This is a genomic window from Cohnella luojiensis, from assembly GCF_004564235.1.
Lineage (GTDB): Bacteria > Bacillota > Bacilli > Paenibacillales > Paenibacillaceae > Cohnella > Cohnella luojiensis.
Genome location: NZ_SOMN01000011.1, coordinates 85,255 through 100,590 on the forward strand (window position 1 = coordinate 85,255; position 15,336 = coordinate 100,590).

A 15,336-nucleotide genomic window follows, 5' to 3' on the forward strand; every position below is an offset into this window, starting at 1 on the left:
GAGCCATAACTACTTGATAATGTCACAGATTAACCTCTTATCTCGTTTAATTATTGGGGCGAACTCTAAGATAAACGAAGAGTTTAAGTAGATAAGAATGGAAGTGGATAGATGCAAGAGTTATATACGCAATATAAAGGGCTGTTGTTTAAACTCGCCTATCAACTGACAGGATCGGTTTCCGATGCGGAGGATGTCGTTCAGGACGTTTTTCTAAAAGTATATGACGTACCGCCGGATAAGCTAGCCGAGCCGAAAGCTTATCTTTGCAAAATGGTCACGAATCGTTGTAGGGATTTGCACAAAGCTGCACGCAACAAGCGGGAACAATATTTTGGAGAATGGCTTCCGGAGCCTTTTCTTAGTTCGGCTGAGGATTCGATGGAATCCGTCGTCCGCGATGATCTCTTGTCTTATGCGATGCTTGTTCTGCTCGAGCGGCTGTCACCTTCGGAACGGGTCGTTTTTGTTCTTCGTGAGGCACTCGGCTTTGATTATCACGAGATAGCCGAGCTCATTAATAAAAGCGAAGTGAATTGCCGCAAACTGTTCAGCCGTGCGAGTTCAAAGATGGGGCTTACCTCCGAAGAGATTGTTCATACTGAAGCGGCTAACCAGGAGTGGGTTAACGGCTTCATGGCAGCACTTAAACAGGGTAACATGAATCAAATCTTATCTATGCTTGATCCGAATGTTGTATTGGTCTCCGATGGGGGAGGCAAAGTGTCTGCTGCCGTCGATCCGATCGAAACGCGAAATCTCGTTGCACAGTTTCTTCTTGGTCCGATACGTCAGGCTGCTACGATTGAAGGAGCCGCGGTTCGAATCGATCAAATAAATGGACAACCCGGAATTATTCTTAGTTCGAGTGAGGGCATTCATACGGTAGCGATGCTGCATATCGAGGGGAATTTGATTCGCAACTTATACGTTGTCCGAAACCCCGATAAACTGAAGCATGTAGGAAAATGAAGCTGCTCGGCAGGCGAAGTTAATCCAAACGCCGAGTCAGACGACCTGGCACAGTCTTGAAGCCGATGTTTATGCGGTCCAAACTATTGAACGCCATGACCGAGAAGGTCAAGTCCGAGATTTCTTTTTCAGACAACTGCCCGCGAACACGGTCATAAATGTCGTCAGGTACACCATGCTCAGGCAGTTTGGTCAGGATCTCGGCCCATTCCAGCGCGGCCCTTTCGCGCGGAATAAACAGAGTCGATTCCCGCCAGATCGAGATGTGATAGAGGCGAAGTTCGCTCTCACCATGGCTCTTGGCCTGCTTAACGTGCAAATCCATGCAGAATCCGCACCCGTTCATTTGCGAAGTCCGGATCGAAACGAGATCGAGGATCTTCTCTTCGATTGCGCTTTCATACATAGCGTTGTGAAAAGCCAAGAACTTTTTGAAAAGCTCCGGTGATTGCTGAGCGAAATTTACACGTTGTGTCATTGCTGAACCTCTTCTTTATTGTTTTTGCCAACCACTCATCAGACTTATAACGAAACTGTGATTCATTTTGTGACAATCGAGCCGATGTAACATTTTCCAGGTGATCTCGCTTAAATTTTTTAATCATTTCCTAAAGTAAATATCGTTCTGTTCAAACAATCTCCATACTTGTTCTGCCATTATCTGAGGTGAATGCGGCATTTTATTCTGTATCCACCACTCCACTGCACCCACGAAGGCCGAGGCTATAAAATGAATCATCAATTCTTTATCCATTTCTTGATCGATGTCCTGCTTATCTATCTTCTCTTTTAAGTTGGATGCAACGATCTGCAACATGCGCCCCCGAAATACGGAGGTCCTATTATTAGAGAGCATGGAAGAAAAGAATAGGAAATTTTCCTCGAAATAACTAAATACGGGCTTTAATTCACTGATCAGATCTATTCTATCTCGGTTAAAGTCGAGCGGAGCGCATGAAATGAACATTTTGTTTAAATGATCATCTATGCATTTATCAAGCAGGTCATATTTATCCGCGTAGTGAAGATAGATGGTTCCCCGGTTTACATTGGCCCGTTCGGAAATATCATTGATCGTGATTTGTTCGAGCCCTTTCTCGGCAAACAGTTCTAGAAACGCTTTGTTTATGGCATCCTTTGTTTTTAGGATTCGTCTATCTATTTTCGTTTCTGTTGCCATTCAGCAATTGCCTCCTCCAGTTAATGAACACTTGTATTATGAATGTTGTATATGAAACAAAAGCGCGTTTATTAGCGATTGAATTAACTTATCTTCTCCATATAATAATATTCAACAACTGTTAATTAATCAACTTCAGTTGAATAATCATCTAGGAGATATTGTAAATGAAAAATAATTGGACAACCTATCAAATGCCTAATCAGCAGGGAACAACGGTAGTTATTACAGGTGCGAGCAGCGGAATCGGTTATGAAATCGCTCGAGCTTTTGCGGCGAAAGGCGCACAGGTAGTTATGGCCATCCGGAATTTAGAAAAAGGAGAAGAGGTCGCGAGACAACTGAAGAGGGAGAATCCGGGCGCATCGCTGAAGCTGATGAAGCTGGATCTTAGCGATCTTGCCAGCGTTCGTAAATTTGCCCATGAGTATCGGCAAACGTACGATACACTCCATTTGCTGATCAACAACGCCGGCGTCATGACCCCGCCTTTTCAGAAGACCAAGGACGGTTTTGAACTCCAGTTCGGCAGCAATCATCTCGGTCATTTCGCGCTTACAGGACTTTTGCTACCTATGATGAATAATGTTCCTTCTTCGCGTATTGTTACTTTAAGCAGCACCGTAATAAAAGGAGCCAATATTAATTTCGATAATCTGGATGGCAGCAAAGGCTACAACAGGGTGAAATTCTATGGTCAGAGCAAGCTAGCCAACTTATTATTTGCCCAAGAGCTGAATGTACGACTGAAAGCAAGCGGTTCTACTACCATAAGCTTGGGCAGTCACCCTGGCAGAGCAAATACGAATCTGTACTCGCTCGGATCTGACAAAACCGGACCTCTAATGAAAATAGTGAAGGTACTCTTAGCTCCGCAATCAGCGGAAATGGGAGCTTTACCGACTCTGTATGCAGCAACTAATCCAACGCTTAGAGGCGGCGAATACATCGGTCCGGATGGAAAAGGCGGAAACAAAGGTTATCCACAAGTGGATACTTCCGTGCTAAAAATGGTTGACCCGAAGATAACCAACCAGTTGTGGGACGTGTCTGAATCTCTGACCGGTATTTCGTATTTATCTTAAGAGAGTCCCAAACTTGACAATATGATGAGCGATTATTATAGTTAGCGAGTAAATAGTTAACCACTTAACTTTATGAAGGGAGGTCAAATAGTATCGAGAAATGGAGTCCTTTTGAACAACCTCTTCAATCGGTCAGCGTTTTTCTGACACTCTATAAAACGAATCATCATTTGGTTCAACAATTAGAGGAACAGCTAGGAAAGTTCGATCTGACGTTGGGGCGGTGGTGCGTGCTAGTTGCTCTAAAGTCTAGCGGAAGAGCGATGGTCCCTTCCGAATTAAGCGACGATCTTGCCGTTACAAGGGCGAATATAAGCAATTTATTAAATTCTCTTGAGCAAGCAGGCCGCATCCGAAGGAGTTTCGACCCGACCAATAGGAGAAGAATTCTAGTCGATTTAACGCCTGAAGGTCATGAGATCATATTGAATGTATGGCCCGTATATGAACAGACTATCGCTCAAAACGTCGGAAATAAACTTACTTTGGAAGAACAGAAACAGTTAGAAACTCTGTTGAAAAAATTAGTTTAGTTAGGCTTGCCTGTCCTGTTAAAGGACAGATTTCCTCTATAGTTAATTAATTAATTATTAATCGATAAACTGTTAAGACCAAAATTGCAAATTCTAAGGAGAAGTGAACATGTTTAAAGACAAAGTTGCGATCATCACAGGCGGCGGTGGCGGAATCGGACTAGCAACGGCTCAAATGCTGGCTGGAAAAGGAGCAAATGTACTCATCACTGGACGTAACAAAGCCACATTGGAGGAGTCCGCGGCTACTCACCCGAACATTAAGGCTTTTGTGGCGGACGCCAGTGATCCAGAGTCAGCCGCCAAAACGGTTGCAGCGGCGCTTGGACATTGGGGGCGCATTGATATTATCGTGAATAATGCCGGCGGCGGCGTCATTCAGCCGCTCGAAAGTGCGGACGCGAAATCGGTAAATGATATTTTCGCTATAAATGTCACTGCACCGACACTGCTTGCCTCAGCTGCGCTCCCGAGCCTGGAAGCAACGAAAGGTACAATCATCAACATATCTAGTACCTACGGCAGTAAGGCAGGAGCTGGCTTATCGCTTTATGGCGCTAGTAAGGCTGCTGTAGAACACCTTACGCGATGCTGGGCTCTTGAGCTCGCTCCAAAGGGAATTCGCGTAAATTCGATCGCGAGCGGACCTGTCGAAACAGCTTTCCTTAAAGACCGTATGGGACTTAGCGACGAGCAAATCGATGCGGTTAAGGAGCAGGAGCGTAATGCAATCCCACTAGGGCGTCGTGGCGTGCCAGATGACGTAGCAACATGGATTGTTAATTTGGCTGAATCGGGTTGGATCACAGGACAAATCATCGCAGTCGACGGCGGACTCGTTATTGCTTGATCTGTTATAGTTAATCCGAACGCCGCGTCAGTCGCCCCGCTTCAGTCTTGAAACCGACGTTTATGCGGTCCCAACCATTTACTGAGATTACCGCGAAAGTCAGGTCCGAGATTTCTTTTTCAGACAATTGCCCGCGAACAAGGTCATAAATATCGTCAGGTACGCCATGCTCAGGCAGTTTAGTCAGGATCTCGGTCCATGCCAGCGCGGCCCGTTCACGTGGAGTGAACAGAGTCGATTCCCGCCAATTCGAGATATGATCGAGGCGAAGCTCGTTCTCGCCATGGATCTTGGTCTGCTTAAAGTGCATATCCAAGCAGAATCCGCACCCATTGATTTGCGAAGCCCTGATCGAAACGAGATCGAGGATCTTCTCTTCAATTGCGCTTTTACTTAAGGCGTTGGAGAAAGCCAAGAATTTTTTGAAGAGCTCCGGTGATTGCTGAGCAAAATTTACGCGTTGCGGCATAGCTGTACCTCTCCTTACCGTTGTTTGGTAGACAACCTGGAATTATTCTTCGTTCAAGCGAGAGCATTCATACGGTAGAGATGCTTCGATTGTCGAAAAAGGGAATACAGGCTCTTTTTCCCTAGGGCGCGAGTATGGTTTAATGGAGAGGTACGTACTTGCGAAGGGAGAATGAGCATGACGCAACGATTACGAATCGCGATGCAGCTAATGCTTGCATCCGCACTCGTAGGATTAACCGCATGCGGAGAATCGAAGGAAACCATTACGCAGCCCGTCGTGACGACGGTACCTACGGCCAGCGCTTCCGAATCTCCCAGCGAGACCTCGAAGACGCCAACCGCGGATTTCCTAGCCCCGCTGACAGGGTTGCCAATGGAGAAAGAAGTGACAAACAGGCCTTTCGCGGTCATGATCAATAACCTTGCCCCGGCTAGGCCGCAATCCGGACTAACTCAGGCGGATGTCGTCTGGGAGTTGCTTGCCGAAGGCGGGATCACGAGACTGGTCGCCGTATTCCAAAGCAAGGAATTCACGGATCCGATCGGACCGATACGGAGTATCCGCCCTTATTTCATTCAAGTAGGCGAGTTCTATAGCGGCGTTCTTGTTCATGTAGGCGCAAGCAACGACGCATTCGCCATCCTGCAGCGACAGCACAAGGAAGATTTGGACGAGATTACGAATGCCGGCGCTTATTTCTACCGGGACAAGTCCCGCAAAGCGCCCCATAATGTATATTCGACCTTAGAGCAATTACGCGCGGGCGCCGAGAAGCGTAAGTACAAGAATACGGCAACGATGCCTCTGTTCTCATTCAACCAGGCGCCGCCGACACTCGCAACTGCCGCTCCGGCTACTCGGATCGACATTAAATTCATGTTGTCGGATTATAAGGTGTCCTACACTTATGATGCAGCCAATGCAGTATACTCTCGTTTCATTAACGATAAGCCGCATATCGATAAGAATAACGACGAGCAACTAACCGCGACGAACCTTGTCGTTCTATCCGCTAAGACGGACATCAAAGACAATGTCGGACGGTTAGCCGTCGATCTTGACAGCGGCGGGAAAGCCGTTCTATTCCAGAACGGCAAAGCGATCGCTTGCCAATGGGAGCGCAAGGAAGGGGACGTCGTCCGTTTGACGAAAGACGGCGAAGAGCTTCCGTTCCTCCCGGGAGTGACCTATTATCACGTTGTGCCTAGCTCCTCATCCATGGATCAGCATTTGACGTACCAATAGATCAAGAGAAATTATATCACAAGCGGTCCTTCTGCTATTTCGGCAGGGGGACCGTTCGTATTTCCGAGTACAATCAGGACAAATAGGTCAAACTTAAAAAAAGTGTCACATGTACTCGATTAGGACTATACAAAGCCCGTTCGCACTGTGCTAAAATAAACAAGTTAACGCGGTGTAAACGCAGCGTTAACGGAATGTAAACTTTAATCAGTTACATATAGGGAAAGAAGGGCTATCCGTGTTTCGGAAAAAAGACATTTTTTTTAAGACGTTGGAGGAAATGGCTGATATTATCTTCCAAACGGTCGATCGCTTCGCAGTTGCCGTCAATGGAGACCTGCCAGACGTGACGGCATTCGCCAAAGAAATGAAGGAGTATGAACATAAAGGCGACAAATGCACCCATATTATCCTGATGGAGCTCAACAAAACGTTCATCACGCCGATCGAGCGCGAAGATATCATGGAGCTCATCAAGAAGCTGGACGACGTACTAGACGGTATCGAAGCATGCGCATCTCGCTTCGAAATGTATCAAATCACGAAGTCCGATCCGTTCATTCGCAAATTCGGGGATTGCTTGCGCCGTTGCTCTCATGAGATCAAATCCGCCATCTATCTGCTCACGCAGAAGAAGCTGCTTGCCATCCAACCGCATTGCGTGAAAATCAACGAACTGGAGAACGAGGGCGACGATCTGATGCGCCAGGGCATCAAGCATCTGTTCCAGAACGTGAAGGACCCAATCGAGCTTATTAAACATAAAGAGATCTACGAAAGATTAGAGCAGACGACCGACTCGTGCGAGGATGTCGCCAATACGCTTCAATCCATAATCATGCGCAATTCTTAATCGGCGCAAGCGGGGACGGAACAGAATATAATGGATTACACAATGTGGTTGGTTGTCGTTATAGTCGTGCTAGCGCTCGGCTTCGATTTCATCAACGGATTTCACGATACGGCCAACGCTATCGCGACGTCCGTTTCAACGCGCGCGCTCACTCCGCGACGCGCCATCATACTCGCCTCGGTTATGAACTTGGTCGGCGCGCTGATGTTTACGGGAGTCGCCAAGACGATTGGCGGTAAAATAACAGACCCCTTCAAGCTGGAACATGGCTTAACGGTCGTTATCGCAACGTTGGTCGCGGCCATTGTCTGGAACCTCATCACTTGGTGGTACGGAATTCCGTCTTCCTCATCGCATGCCATTATCGGAGCGTTGGCGGGAGCGGCGATCGCTTCCGAGGGTTGGGATGGAATTAACTACGCCGGCTTCTCGACCATCATCAAATGGCTCATTTTATCGCCGATTATCGCATTTATACTCGGATTTTGCATCATGTTCGTGCTGAAGCACGTATTAGCGAATTCAAGCCCTCATCGTATCAACAAGGTTTTCCGACACGGACAGGTATTAACGGCAGCCTTCCAGTCGTTCACCCACGGAACGAACGATGCGCAGAAAGCGATGGGAATTATAACGCTGGCATTGGTAACCGCGGAAATACAGCCAACGTTGGACATCCCTCTATGGGTTAAGCTCTCTGCCGCTTTGGCCATGGCCCTAGGAACCTCTGTCGGAGGATGGAAGATCATCAAGACGATGGGGACTAAGATTTTCAAAATAGAACCGATGAATGGATTCTCCGCGGATTTGGCATCCGCATCCGTTATTTTATCGGCAACGCTTGCGCACTTTCCCGTAAGCACGACGCACGCGATTACCGCTTCCATCCTTGGAGTCGGTTCGGCGAAGAAATTTTCGGGCGTAAAGTGGAGCATGGCCGGACGTATTATCATGACGTGGGTTATTACGATACCGGCTGTCGGAGCGTTGGCCATGTTGATTTATTACGTCCTTAGTTTGTTCCTTCACTAATTTGGGTACATGGTTTAAGAAAAAAAGGCGTGGGATCACCCAAACCTGAACGCCCGAGATTACTACAATAGAGTAAGGTTGTTGTCATCTCTATTTAGTCTGGAGGACACCCATGCATACGTACACGGAACAGGCGAAACCGACGATCGAAGTGTTGAAAGAATTCACAGCAGCAGGCAACAACGCCTCCAGAGGGCGCAAGCTCATTTTCACCGGGGTAGGGACCCGCGACGTCTATAACATCAGCGCGCCATTCAAAGACGATGGGGATTTAGTTATTGCCGGCCGCGTGGAGGATCGCGACAGAGAATTATCCGAAGTGATGTTCTTCGTCGAACGCAATGGCGAATGGGTACCGAGGAATGGCGCGCCGGTATTCGCTTTGCAGGATCCGTTCTTTACTTTCATCGGAGATGAGCTCGTATTCGGCGGCGTCGAAGTCTATTTCGACGGAAACGATCCTCATTACGTGACTTCCTGGCGTACCGTATTCTATAGGGGACATTCCATTAACGATCTCGAGCCGTTCGCCAAAGGCCCGTTATCGATGAAGGATATCCGGTTAGTGGAGCTCGCTAACGGCCGAATTGGCGTATTTACCCGTCCTATGATGGTAGAAGGCGCCCGCGCGCTGATCGGATTCACGGAAATCGGGACTCTGGATCAGTTAACCGAAGAAGTCATCAGCGGCGCCCGTTTACTGCGCCATCAGTTCCTTCCCGAAGAATGGGGAGGGGCGAATGAAGCCCATTTGCTATCGAACGGCTTAATCGGCGTGCTTGGGCACATAGCTTGGATGGAAGAGAACAATATTAGACATTATTATCCGATGGTGTTTGCTTACAATCCAGCGGATCATCAATATACTCCGGTTAAGATAATCGCTACCCGCAGCATGTTCCCCGACGGTCCGGCCAAACGCCCGGATTTAGAGGATGTCATCTTCAGCGGAGGGCTCGTTAGAGAAACGAATGGAACCGCATTCCTCTACGCTGGGGTTAGCGACGCGGAAGCCCATGTCATTGAAATTCCGGATCCGTTCCTGGAATACGAGAAATAACGGAGAGGTTGTTCCCGTTGCGGAACAGCCTCTTTTTGGTGAGCGTAACCGGCAAAATGCGAGTTAGCGGCTAAACGAAGAAGACCGAAGTCCCTGCCTTCGGTCTGGCTTCTCTTCGATAGTAGTTCATGTCCTTACGTTAGCGCCGTTTCGCCGGACGACGGGTACGCGCCTTGCTCCCCGACGGTCTGCGGCTTCCCGGTCGCCTGCGCGGGGTAGAGCTTTTCGAGCTGTTGGCGGTCGAGGCTTTGCTGCCCTTGTTGCCCATGAATAGCTTAACCATCGGGGCAATTTGCTGCATGGTAGACACGAATTTCTGGAATTTGCCCATCGTCGAGAGGATTCCTTCAACGCCTCCCATGCGATCGACTAAAGCTTTCACGTCCGCCATGTTGGAAATGTTAATATTGAAGGGAAGCTTCGTAGCGGAGGCCGTTACTTGATTCGGTATGACGGTCGGATTTATGACAGCGGGAGGACCGGCGAACGCGTCTCCGATTCCGGGAAACTGTTGCTGTCCGAAGCCCGGCGTCCAGCCGTGCAGAGAGGGCGAATGAGGTTCGTTCATGGAGTCACACCCTTTTTTATAATAGGTTATGACGGAAGTCGGCAACGGGCATGGACGGATGCCCGGGTCCAGGGACATTTTACCCCTGTAATGCGTGAATACGGTGATGCTTGAACTATTGGCAGGTACGCAGTACAATGGGAACAAATGCAATCGGTACCCGAGAGGATGCGAACTTATGCAACTGAAGAAGCTGAATGATAAATCCATAGATCAACTGTTCGAAGCCGTTCTTACTTTGAAGAACGTTGAGGAATGTTACGTGTTCTTCGACGACTTATGCACGGTGAACGAAATCCAATCTTTATCGCAGAGGCTCGAAGTGGCACGGATGTTAGGCAAGGGCCATACGTATAACCAGATCGAGACGGAGACGGGCGCGAGCACGGCGACCATTTCCCGCGTGAAGCGTTGCCTCAATTATGGCAACGATGGCTATAAGCTATCTTTAGAGCGGTTAGGACGTTTCGGTTCGGAAGAAAAGCTGGAAAGCAGCAACTGAGCTTGTTCGCGACGAACGTGGTATAGTAAGCTGCTCGCCGCCTCCGCGAACGAGTGGAGCCGAGATAGTAACGAAACTTTACTGACTCCACCTTCCGCGGTCGAATCGAGCCGAGATAGTAACGAATCTTTACTAACACCACCCTCCGCAGACGAATGGAACGGAGATAGTAACGAAACTTTACTAACACCACCCTCCGTAGTCGAATCTAGTCGAGATAGTAACGAAAATTTACTAACTCCACCCGCCGCAGTCGAATCGAGCCGAGATAGTAACGAAACTTTACTAACTCCACCGTTAACGAAGCAAATTCGCTAACTCCGCCCAAAGCGTGCAACCCCGCCGAGTTAACGAAGCAAATTCGCTAACTCCGCCCAAAGCGTGCAACCCCGCCGAGTTAACGAAGCAAATTCGCTAACTCCGCCCAAAGCGTGCAACCCCCACCGAAGTTAACGAAGCAAATTCGCTAACTCCGCTCAAAGCGTGCAACCCCCACTGAATTAACGAAGCAAGATACGGGCTCCGTAGATCCTTCCAAAGCTGACGATTATATCGCGAAACTTAAGGCAAACGGCTTGGATGAAAAATCATAGCAGAGAAACAAAAACAATTGGATGCTTTCTTGGCTTCCAAGTAAGAGTAGACATAACGGAGTGGAGTGGTAACCTTCGGGATGCTCAGGGAACCGCCAAGCGCGCGCTTGGCGGTTTTTGTCATCCGTTGGGCGAGTTGTGCGATAGGTGTATGTCCGGTCTTCGTCCAGCGTTGACATTGGCTTAACGTTTCGCTAGCATGAATAAGAAGGTGGAACAGTTGGGAAAGAAAGGGGATCGCTCTTTCATGAAGCCAGGCTTACTGGTGATCAGCCATGGATCGAGGGAAGCGGGTTGGGTAGCTCTCGTAGACGAGACGGTTGAGGCGGCTCGGACCGCGTTAGGCGATACCTTGCCGGTGGAAGCTGCATTCCTCGAATTGGTGGAAGGGCGACTTATCCAGGATGGAATAGATCGGTTGGAAGCGGCCGGGGTCACGCATTTGTTCGCATTGCCGCTGTTCGTATCCTCAGGCAGCACACATGTCGACGAGATCGGATGGGCGCTTGGGGCGTATCCCGAGCCGAAGACGGAAACGGATCTCGAGAAATATCGGATTTCGGCGCGGCTTACCTATGGAGAACCGATGGATGACGATCCCGAGCTCGTAGGCGTCATCTTGGAACGATTAAAGGAAATGTCCAAGCACTCGGCTAATGAAAGCATCTTATTGATAGGACACGGGAGCAACGAGCCGGGTTTTCGCGAAGCTTGGGAGCGGGGTTTGAATGCGATATCGGATCAGTTAATGAGGTTCGGGGGGTTCGGCGCTTGTACGTCGGCGCTTCTGCTGCCGAATCAGGTGCAAGAACGATGGGAAAGATTACGCCAAAGCCATCCTAATCATGTCATCGTGGTGGTGGCATTGTTTCTAAGCGAGGGGTACTTCACTAAGGAAGTCATTCCGCGCAGATTAGCAGGGTTGGAATGCCGCTATGACGGACGCGCGCTCATGCCGCACCCCAAGGTGGCAGACTGGATCGTCAGGCGGACCCAAGATTGGCTGGAAAGCTTGGATCAAGGTTCGATAAGAGATTGAACGAGAGATGAAGAGGGGATAAGGGTTGGATACCATTCGAGCCCGGTTAATCTATAATCCGACTTCCGGCCGGGAGGAAGTCAAACGCAAGCTAGCCGCGATCCTGCAACGTCTGGAGCGGGGCGGCATCGAAACGTCTTGCCACGCGACGGAAAGCGAAGGGGATGCGATTCAGGCGGCTTCGGACGCAGTGGATCGCGGTTTCGATATGATCATTTCCGCAGGCGGAGACGGTACCTTGAACGAAGTGGTAAACGGAATATCGATACACGAACGGAAGCCTTCGCTAGGAATATTGCCGCTGGGTACGACCAATGATTTCGCGCGCGCGCACGGAATTCCCCGCAAGTGGGAGGCTGCGTGCGATTTGATAACCCGGCGTCATACGACCCCAGTTGATGTGGGACAGGCTAACGAGAGATTTTTCATTAATATCTCCGGCGGCGGTTCGCTAACGGAATTATCTTACGATGTGCCAAGCAAGCTGAAGACGATGGTTGGTCAGCTGGCTTATTATATGAAGGGATTGGAGAAGATTACGCGTCTTCATCCGACCCATATGCGTATCACGGCGGATGGAGTTGGCGAATTCGACGAGGAGTTCATGCTCTTCTTGATCGCCAACAGCAATTCCGTAGGCGGTTTCGACCGTCTCGCCCCGAGTGCCAGCACGAACGACGGGGTGTTCGACGTGCTCGCCTTACGCAAATGCAACCTGGCGGAATTCATCCGCATAGCGACATTGGTCATGCGCGGAGAGCCTGTGTTGAACGACCCTCACTTTATTCATTTTCAGACGAACCGCGTCGTCGTGGAGTCCGACCATCGCGTGCAATTGAACGTGGACGGGGAATTCGGCGGAACGCTTCCGTGCACGTTTAATCTGCTGCCGGCGCATATTAACGTTATCGTGGACGAGCACGGGGAATCCTCCTATCGTAAAAATGGTCCTGGAAGGGCATTGCAGCTATGAGCGGACGGAACGGTAAAGACAGCAAGGGCAGACTTGGCGGGAAAAAGCGTGGGAATGATTGGAGTGGGAGTGTTCCTCGCGGGGGTGGTCGCGTCGGCGGCGGGAAATCCGCGGCTTCTTCGATCGCGGGCGTTCCCGTTTCGGTAGGGCAGTTTATTGAATGCGAAATAATCGGATTGACGCACGAGGGTGAAGGGGTAGGCCGGGTCGAGGGCTATACCCTTTTTGTTCGTGATGCGCTTCCCGGGGAGACTGTTCGGGCAGAGGTCCTGAGTATTGGCAAGTCATTCGGGAAAGCTCGGATGTCGGAGCTCATGGAATCGGGGACGGGGGCCGGTAAAGGTAGCGGAATTCGCGTCGTTCCTCCGTGTCCGATTTATGATTCGTGCGGCGGTTGTCAGCTGCAGCACATGGCTTACGCGGAGCAGCTTCGTTGGAAAAGGCAGCACGTGGTGGACAACTTGGCTCGGATCGGGAAGCTGGTCGTGGCTGAGGATGATGGTCAGGCCGGGGTGGTTGTGCATCCTACTATCGGGATGGATGATCCATGGAGGTATCGGAACAAAGCTCAAGTTCCGATCGGATTCGGCGATGGCGGCCTGATCGGCGGCTTCTACGAAGCGGGCAGCAACGACATCGTGGAGATGGATGCTTGCCTCATCCAACAGGAAGAGAACGAGGAGTCCGTCCGCGCGGTGAAGGAAGCCGCAAGACTACTCGACATTAGCGCGTACAATCGTGCTAACGGACGAGGCTTGCTCCGGCATGTCGTCGTCCGCCATGCCCGGTCAACCGGACAACGGATGGTCGTGCTCGTCACGAACGGCCGCGATATTCCTCATGCTCAGGAGCTCGTCGCGTTGATTCGCGAGAAGGTGTCCGGCGTCGTGAGCGTATGCCAGAACGTGAACACGGCGGTTACACCCGTTGTCTTCGGAGAAGAGACGCGAGTATTGTGGGGCGAAGACGTTATCTACGACGAGATTGGCGGCATTCAGTTCGCGATCTCTCCGAGATCATTCTTCCAAGTCAATCCGGAGCAGACGGAGCGGCTATATGGAAAAGCAGTAGAGTATGCGGCATTAACAGGGAATGAGACCGTTATCGACGCTTACTGCGGCGCGGGGACGATTTCTTTGTTTCTGGCTAAGCACGCAGATAGAGTGTACGGAGTTGAGATCGTGCCCGAGGCGATCGAGGACGCTCGTCGCAATGCGTTGCTTAACGGGATACGAAATGCCGAGTTCGCGGTCGGTCCGGCTGAGGTCGTGATGCCGCGTTGGCAAGCCGAGGGAGTGTCGCCCGACGTCATCGTCGTCGATCCACCTCGTAAGGGGTGCGATCCGGCACTGATCTCGACGATGTTGGAGCTAAGGCCTGAGCGGATTGTTTACGTATCGTGTAACCCATCGACCTTGGCTAGGGATTTGAGGCTGCTCGAGGACGGGGGATACTGGACGGTAGAGGTTCAGCCGGTGGATATGTTTCCTCATACGGGGCATGTGGAGTGTTGCTCACTGTTAGTGCGGAAGGACATTTAAATCGGAGATGTATTGGCGGAAATAGCAAAGAGGGGCGAACCCTTCTTTTTTCATTGTTGTAAACCAGTGGACTTTTGCCCATTTTGCTTACCTGTAACTGGGCAGTTGCATAGGATAAATGGTCAATAAGAAAATCACTGAGAGGAGCATGATTATGTACTCTAATTCATGCTATCACCATCATTGGCATAATCCAATGCAATGCCACTGGAATAACAAATGGAGTTATGATTGGAATCCCCACTATTACAACTGGAACAATCGCAACTATAATCCATATGGAAACATCACATTACAAGATTATGGAACAAGACCATTTGTTGTGAATATTGACCAAGCAACCAAGCAAAACAACAATTACCGTACCGCTTTATGGACAGGTAAGTATTTTCAAGTAACTTTGATGAGTATTAATGTTGGTGAAGACATAGGTTTGGAAGTCCATCCGACAACTGACCAATTCATACGGATTGAAGAAGGTCAGGGACTTGTTCAAATGGGTGATAGCAGAGATAACTTAGATTTTCAAGTAATGGCGTACGATGACTATGCAATTATGATACCTGCAGGAAAATGGCACAATATAATCAATACAGGTAATCGCCCTCTTAAAGTTTATGTTATTTATGCACCGCCTGAGCATCCATATGGTACAGTTCATGAAACGAAAGCAATCGCTCAAGGAACGACGTAATTAGTTTCTAGCCGCCCTTAAGGGGCGGTTATTTACGTCCGACAAACATTTTCGGAAAAATTTCAGGCGATTCTAACACCACTAAGTCTTTTCTAGTCCTCATTTGCAAACGACTAGGACCGTCAAGATATACTCTAAGAATAA

17 protein-coding genes are annotated in these 15,336 nt (G+C 49.5%); 13 read left to right on the top strand and 4 right to left on the bottom strand.

What is annotated here, in order from left to right; translation table 11 throughout:
• The first annotated feature begins 111 nt into the window (after positions 1 to 111).
• Entirely contained in the window at positions 112 to 972 is an 861-nt protein-coding gene (gene sigJ / locus E2980_RS10700) for an RNA polymerase sigma factor SigJ (RefSeq protein WP_135152176.1), read from the top strand.
• Between the two features lie 19 nt (positions 973 to 991).
• Here sigJ and E2980_RS10705 read toward each other — a convergent pair whose 3' ends face one another.
• Together E2980_RS10705 and E2980_RS10710 are read right to left on the bottom strand one after the other, a co-directional pair.
• On the bottom strand, positions 992 to 1,450 hold the full coding sequence (locus E2980_RS10705) for a carboxymuconolactone decarboxylase family protein (protein ID WP_135152177.1): 459 nt from the start codon (positions 1,448 to 1,450) through the stop codon (positions 992 to 994).
• Positions 1,451 to 1,573: 123 nt separating this feature from the next.
• Entirely contained in the window at positions 1,574 to 2,152 is a 579-nt protein-coding gene (locus E2980_RS10710; RefSeq protein WP_135152178.1) for a TetR/AcrR family transcriptional regulator, read from the bottom strand.
• 167 nt (positions 2,153 to 2,319) lie between these two features.
• On the opposite strand from E2980_RS10710, the gene E2980_RS10715 reads away from it, so the two are divergent.
• From E2980_RS10715 to E2980_RS10725, 3 genes are all read left to right on the top strand, one after another.
• Positions 2,320 to 3,237, top strand: a complete 918-nt coding sequence (locus tag E2980_RS10715; RefSeq protein WP_135152179.1) for an oxidoreductase — start codon at positions 2,320 to 2,322, stop codon at positions 3,235 to 3,237.
• A 215-nt stretch (positions 3,238 to 3,452) separates the two neighbouring features.
• On the top strand, positions 3,453 to 3,770 hold the full coding sequence (locus E2980_RS25110; RefSeq protein WP_420808642.1) for a MarR family winged helix-turn-helix transcriptional regulator: 318 nt from the start codon (positions 3,453 to 3,455) through the stop codon (positions 3,768 to 3,770).
• 109 nt (positions 3,771 to 3,879) lie between these two features.
• Positions 3,880 to 4,620 carry an SDR family NAD(P)-dependent oxidoreductase gene (locus tag E2980_RS10725; RefSeq protein ID WP_135152180.1) on the top strand — a complete coding sequence of 247 codons (741 nt, stop codon included), beginning with the start codon at positions 3,880 to 3,882 and terminating at the stop codon, positions 4,618 to 4,620.
• Positions 4,621 to 4,630: 10 nt separating this feature from the next.
• On the opposite strand, the gene E2980_RS10730 is transcribed toward E2980_RS10725, so the two are convergent.
• Positions 4,631 to 5,089, bottom strand: coding sequence for a carboxymuconolactone decarboxylase family protein (locus tag E2980_RS10730; RefSeq protein WP_240702975.1), 459 nt, complete (start codon positions 5,087 to 5,089; stop codon positions 4,631 to 4,633).
• Positions 5,090 to 5,266: 177 nt separating this feature from the next.
• Here E2980_RS10730 and E2980_RS10735 point away from each other — a divergent pair, with 177 nt between their 5' ends.
• The 4 genes from E2980_RS10735 (at position 5,267) to E2980_RS10750 (ending at position 9,282) form a co-directional block, all read left to right on the top strand.
• Positions 5,267 to 6,337 carry a DUF3048 domain-containing protein gene (locus E2980_RS10735; protein WP_135152181.1) on the top strand — a complete coding sequence of 357 codons (1,071 nt, stop codon included), beginning with the start codon at positions 5,267 to 5,269 and terminating at the stop codon, positions 6,335 to 6,337.
• Between the two features lie 238 nt (positions 6,338 to 6,575).
• A complete protein-coding gene (locus tag E2980_RS10740) occupies positions 6,576 to 7,190 on the top strand; it encodes a DUF47 domain-containing protein (RefSeq protein ID WP_135152182.1) in 615 nt (204 codons plus the stop codon).
• 30 nt (positions 7,191 to 7,220) lie between these two features.
• Positions 7,221 to 8,222 carry an inorganic phosphate transporter gene (locus E2980_RS10745; protein WP_135152183.1) on the top strand — a complete coding sequence of 334 codons (1,002 nt, stop codon included), beginning with the start codon at positions 7,221 to 7,223 and terminating at the stop codon, positions 8,220 to 8,222.
• A gap of 112 nt (positions 8,223 to 8,334) precedes the next feature.
• The gene (locus E2980_RS10750; RefSeq protein WP_135152184.1) at positions 8,335 to 9,282 is read left to right on the top strand and encodes a DUF1861 family protein; all 948 of its coding nucleotides are present in this window, start codon (positions 8,335 to 8,337) and stop codon (positions 9,280 to 9,282) included.
• A 139-nt stretch (positions 9,283 to 9,421) separates the two neighbouring features.
• Here the strand turns inward: E2980_RS10750 and E2980_RS10755 are convergent, their stop codons facing one another.
• Positions 9,422 to 9,850 carry a hypothetical protein gene (locus tag E2980_RS10755; RefSeq protein WP_135152185.1) on the bottom strand — a complete coding sequence of 143 codons (429 nt, stop codon included), beginning with the start codon at positions 9,848 to 9,850 and terminating at the stop codon, positions 9,422 to 9,424.
• A gap of 178 nt (positions 9,851 to 10,028) precedes the next feature.
• On the opposite strand from E2980_RS10755, the gene E2980_RS10760 reads away from it, so the two are divergent.
• From E2980_RS10760 to E2980_RS10780, 5 genes are all read left to right on the top strand, one after another.
• Complete coding sequence (locus E2980_RS10760; protein ID WP_135152186.1) at positions 10,029 to 10,352, top strand: YerC/YecD family TrpR-related protein; 324 nt, start codon at positions 10,029 to 10,031, stop codon at positions 10,350 to 10,352.
• 840 nt (positions 10,353 to 11,192) lie between these two features.
• Entirely contained in the window at positions 11,193 to 11,984 is a 792-nt protein-coding gene (locus E2980_RS10765; protein WP_135152187.1) for a sirohydrochlorin chelatase, read from the top strand.
• Between the two features lie 34 nt (positions 11,985 to 12,018).
• Positions 12,019 to 12,957: a diacylglycerol kinase gene (locus tag E2980_RS10770; RefSeq protein ID WP_420808643.1), complete on the top strand. Its 939-nt coding sequence runs from the start codon at positions 12,019 to 12,021 to the stop codon at positions 12,955 to 12,957.
• Positions 12,954 to 14,498 carry a 23S rRNA (uracil(1939)-C(5))-methyltransferase RlmD gene (gene rlmD / locus E2980_RS10775; RefSeq protein WP_135152189.1) on the top strand — a complete coding sequence of 515 codons (1,545 nt, stop codon included), beginning with the start codon at positions 12,954 to 12,956 and terminating at the stop codon, positions 14,496 to 14,498. The genes E2980_RS10770 and rlmD overlap by 4 nt, the downstream gene beginning before the upstream one ends.
• A gap of 154 nt (positions 14,499 to 14,652) precedes the next feature.
• Entirely contained in the window at positions 14,653 to 15,192 is a 540-nt protein-coding gene (locus tag E2980_RS10780; RefSeq protein WP_135152190.1) for a cupin domain-containing protein, read from the top strand.
• Positions 15,193 to 15,336 lie beyond the last annotated feature (144 nt).

What these genes read in the sequence shown, in the direction of transcription:
- E2980_RS10780 (WP_135152190.1), top strand. Translation starts at nt 14,653, where the DNA reads ATGTACTCTAATTCATGCTATCACCATCATTGGCATAATCCAATGCAA.
- E2980_RS10705 (WP_135152177.1), bottom strand. Translation starts at nt 1,450, where the DNA reads ATGACACAACGTGTAAATTTCGCTCAGCAATCACCGGAGCTTTTCAAA.
- E2980_RS10710 (WP_135152178.1), bottom strand. Translation starts at nt 2,152, where the DNA reads ATGGCAACAGAAACGAAAATAGATAGACGAATCCTAAAAACAAAGGAT.
- sigJ (WP_135152176.1), top strand. Translation starts at nt 112, where the DNA reads ATGCAAGAGTTATATACGCAATATAAAGGGCTGTTGTTTAAACTCGCC.
- E2980_RS10725 (WP_135152180.1), top strand. Translation starts at nt 3,880, where the DNA reads ATGTTTAAAGACAAAGTTGCGATCATCACAGGCGGCGGTGGCGGAATC.
- E2980_RS10750 (WP_135152184.1), top strand. Translation starts at nt 8,335, where the DNA reads ATGCATACGTACACGGAACAGGCGAAACCGACGATCGAAGTGTTGAAA.
- E2980_RS10730 (WP_240702975.1), bottom strand. Translation starts at nt 5,089, where the DNA reads ATGCCGCAACGCGTAAATTTTGCTCAGCAATCACCGGAGCTCTTCAAA.
- E2980_RS10715 (WP_135152179.1), top strand. Translation starts at nt 2,320, where the DNA reads ATGAAAAATAATTGGACAACCTATCAAATGCCTAATCAGCAGGGAACA.
- E2980_RS10735 (WP_135152181.1), top strand. Translation starts at nt 5,267, where the DNA reads ATGACGCAACGATTACGAATCGCGATGCAGCTAATGCTTGCATCCGCA.
- E2980_RS10765 (WP_135152187.1), top strand. Translation starts at nt 11,193, where the DNA reads ATGAAGCCAGGCTTACTGGTGATCAGCCATGGATCGAGGGAAGCGGGT.
- E2980_RS10755 (WP_135152185.1), bottom strand. Translation starts at nt 9,850, where the DNA reads ATGAACGAACCTCATTCGCCCTCTCTGCACGGCTGGACGCCGGGCTTC.
- E2980_RS10745 (WP_135152183.1), top strand. Translation starts at nt 7,221, where the DNA reads ATGGATTACACAATGTGGTTGGTTGTCGTTATAGTCGTGCTAGCGCTC.
- E2980_RS10760 (WP_135152186.1), top strand. Translation starts at nt 10,029, where the DNA reads ATGCAACTGAAGAAGCTGAATGATAAATCCATAGATCAACTGTTCGAA.
- rlmD (WP_135152189.1), top strand. Translation starts at nt 12,954, where the DNA reads ATGAGCGGACGGAACGGTAAAGACAGCAAGGGCAGACTTGGCGGGAAA.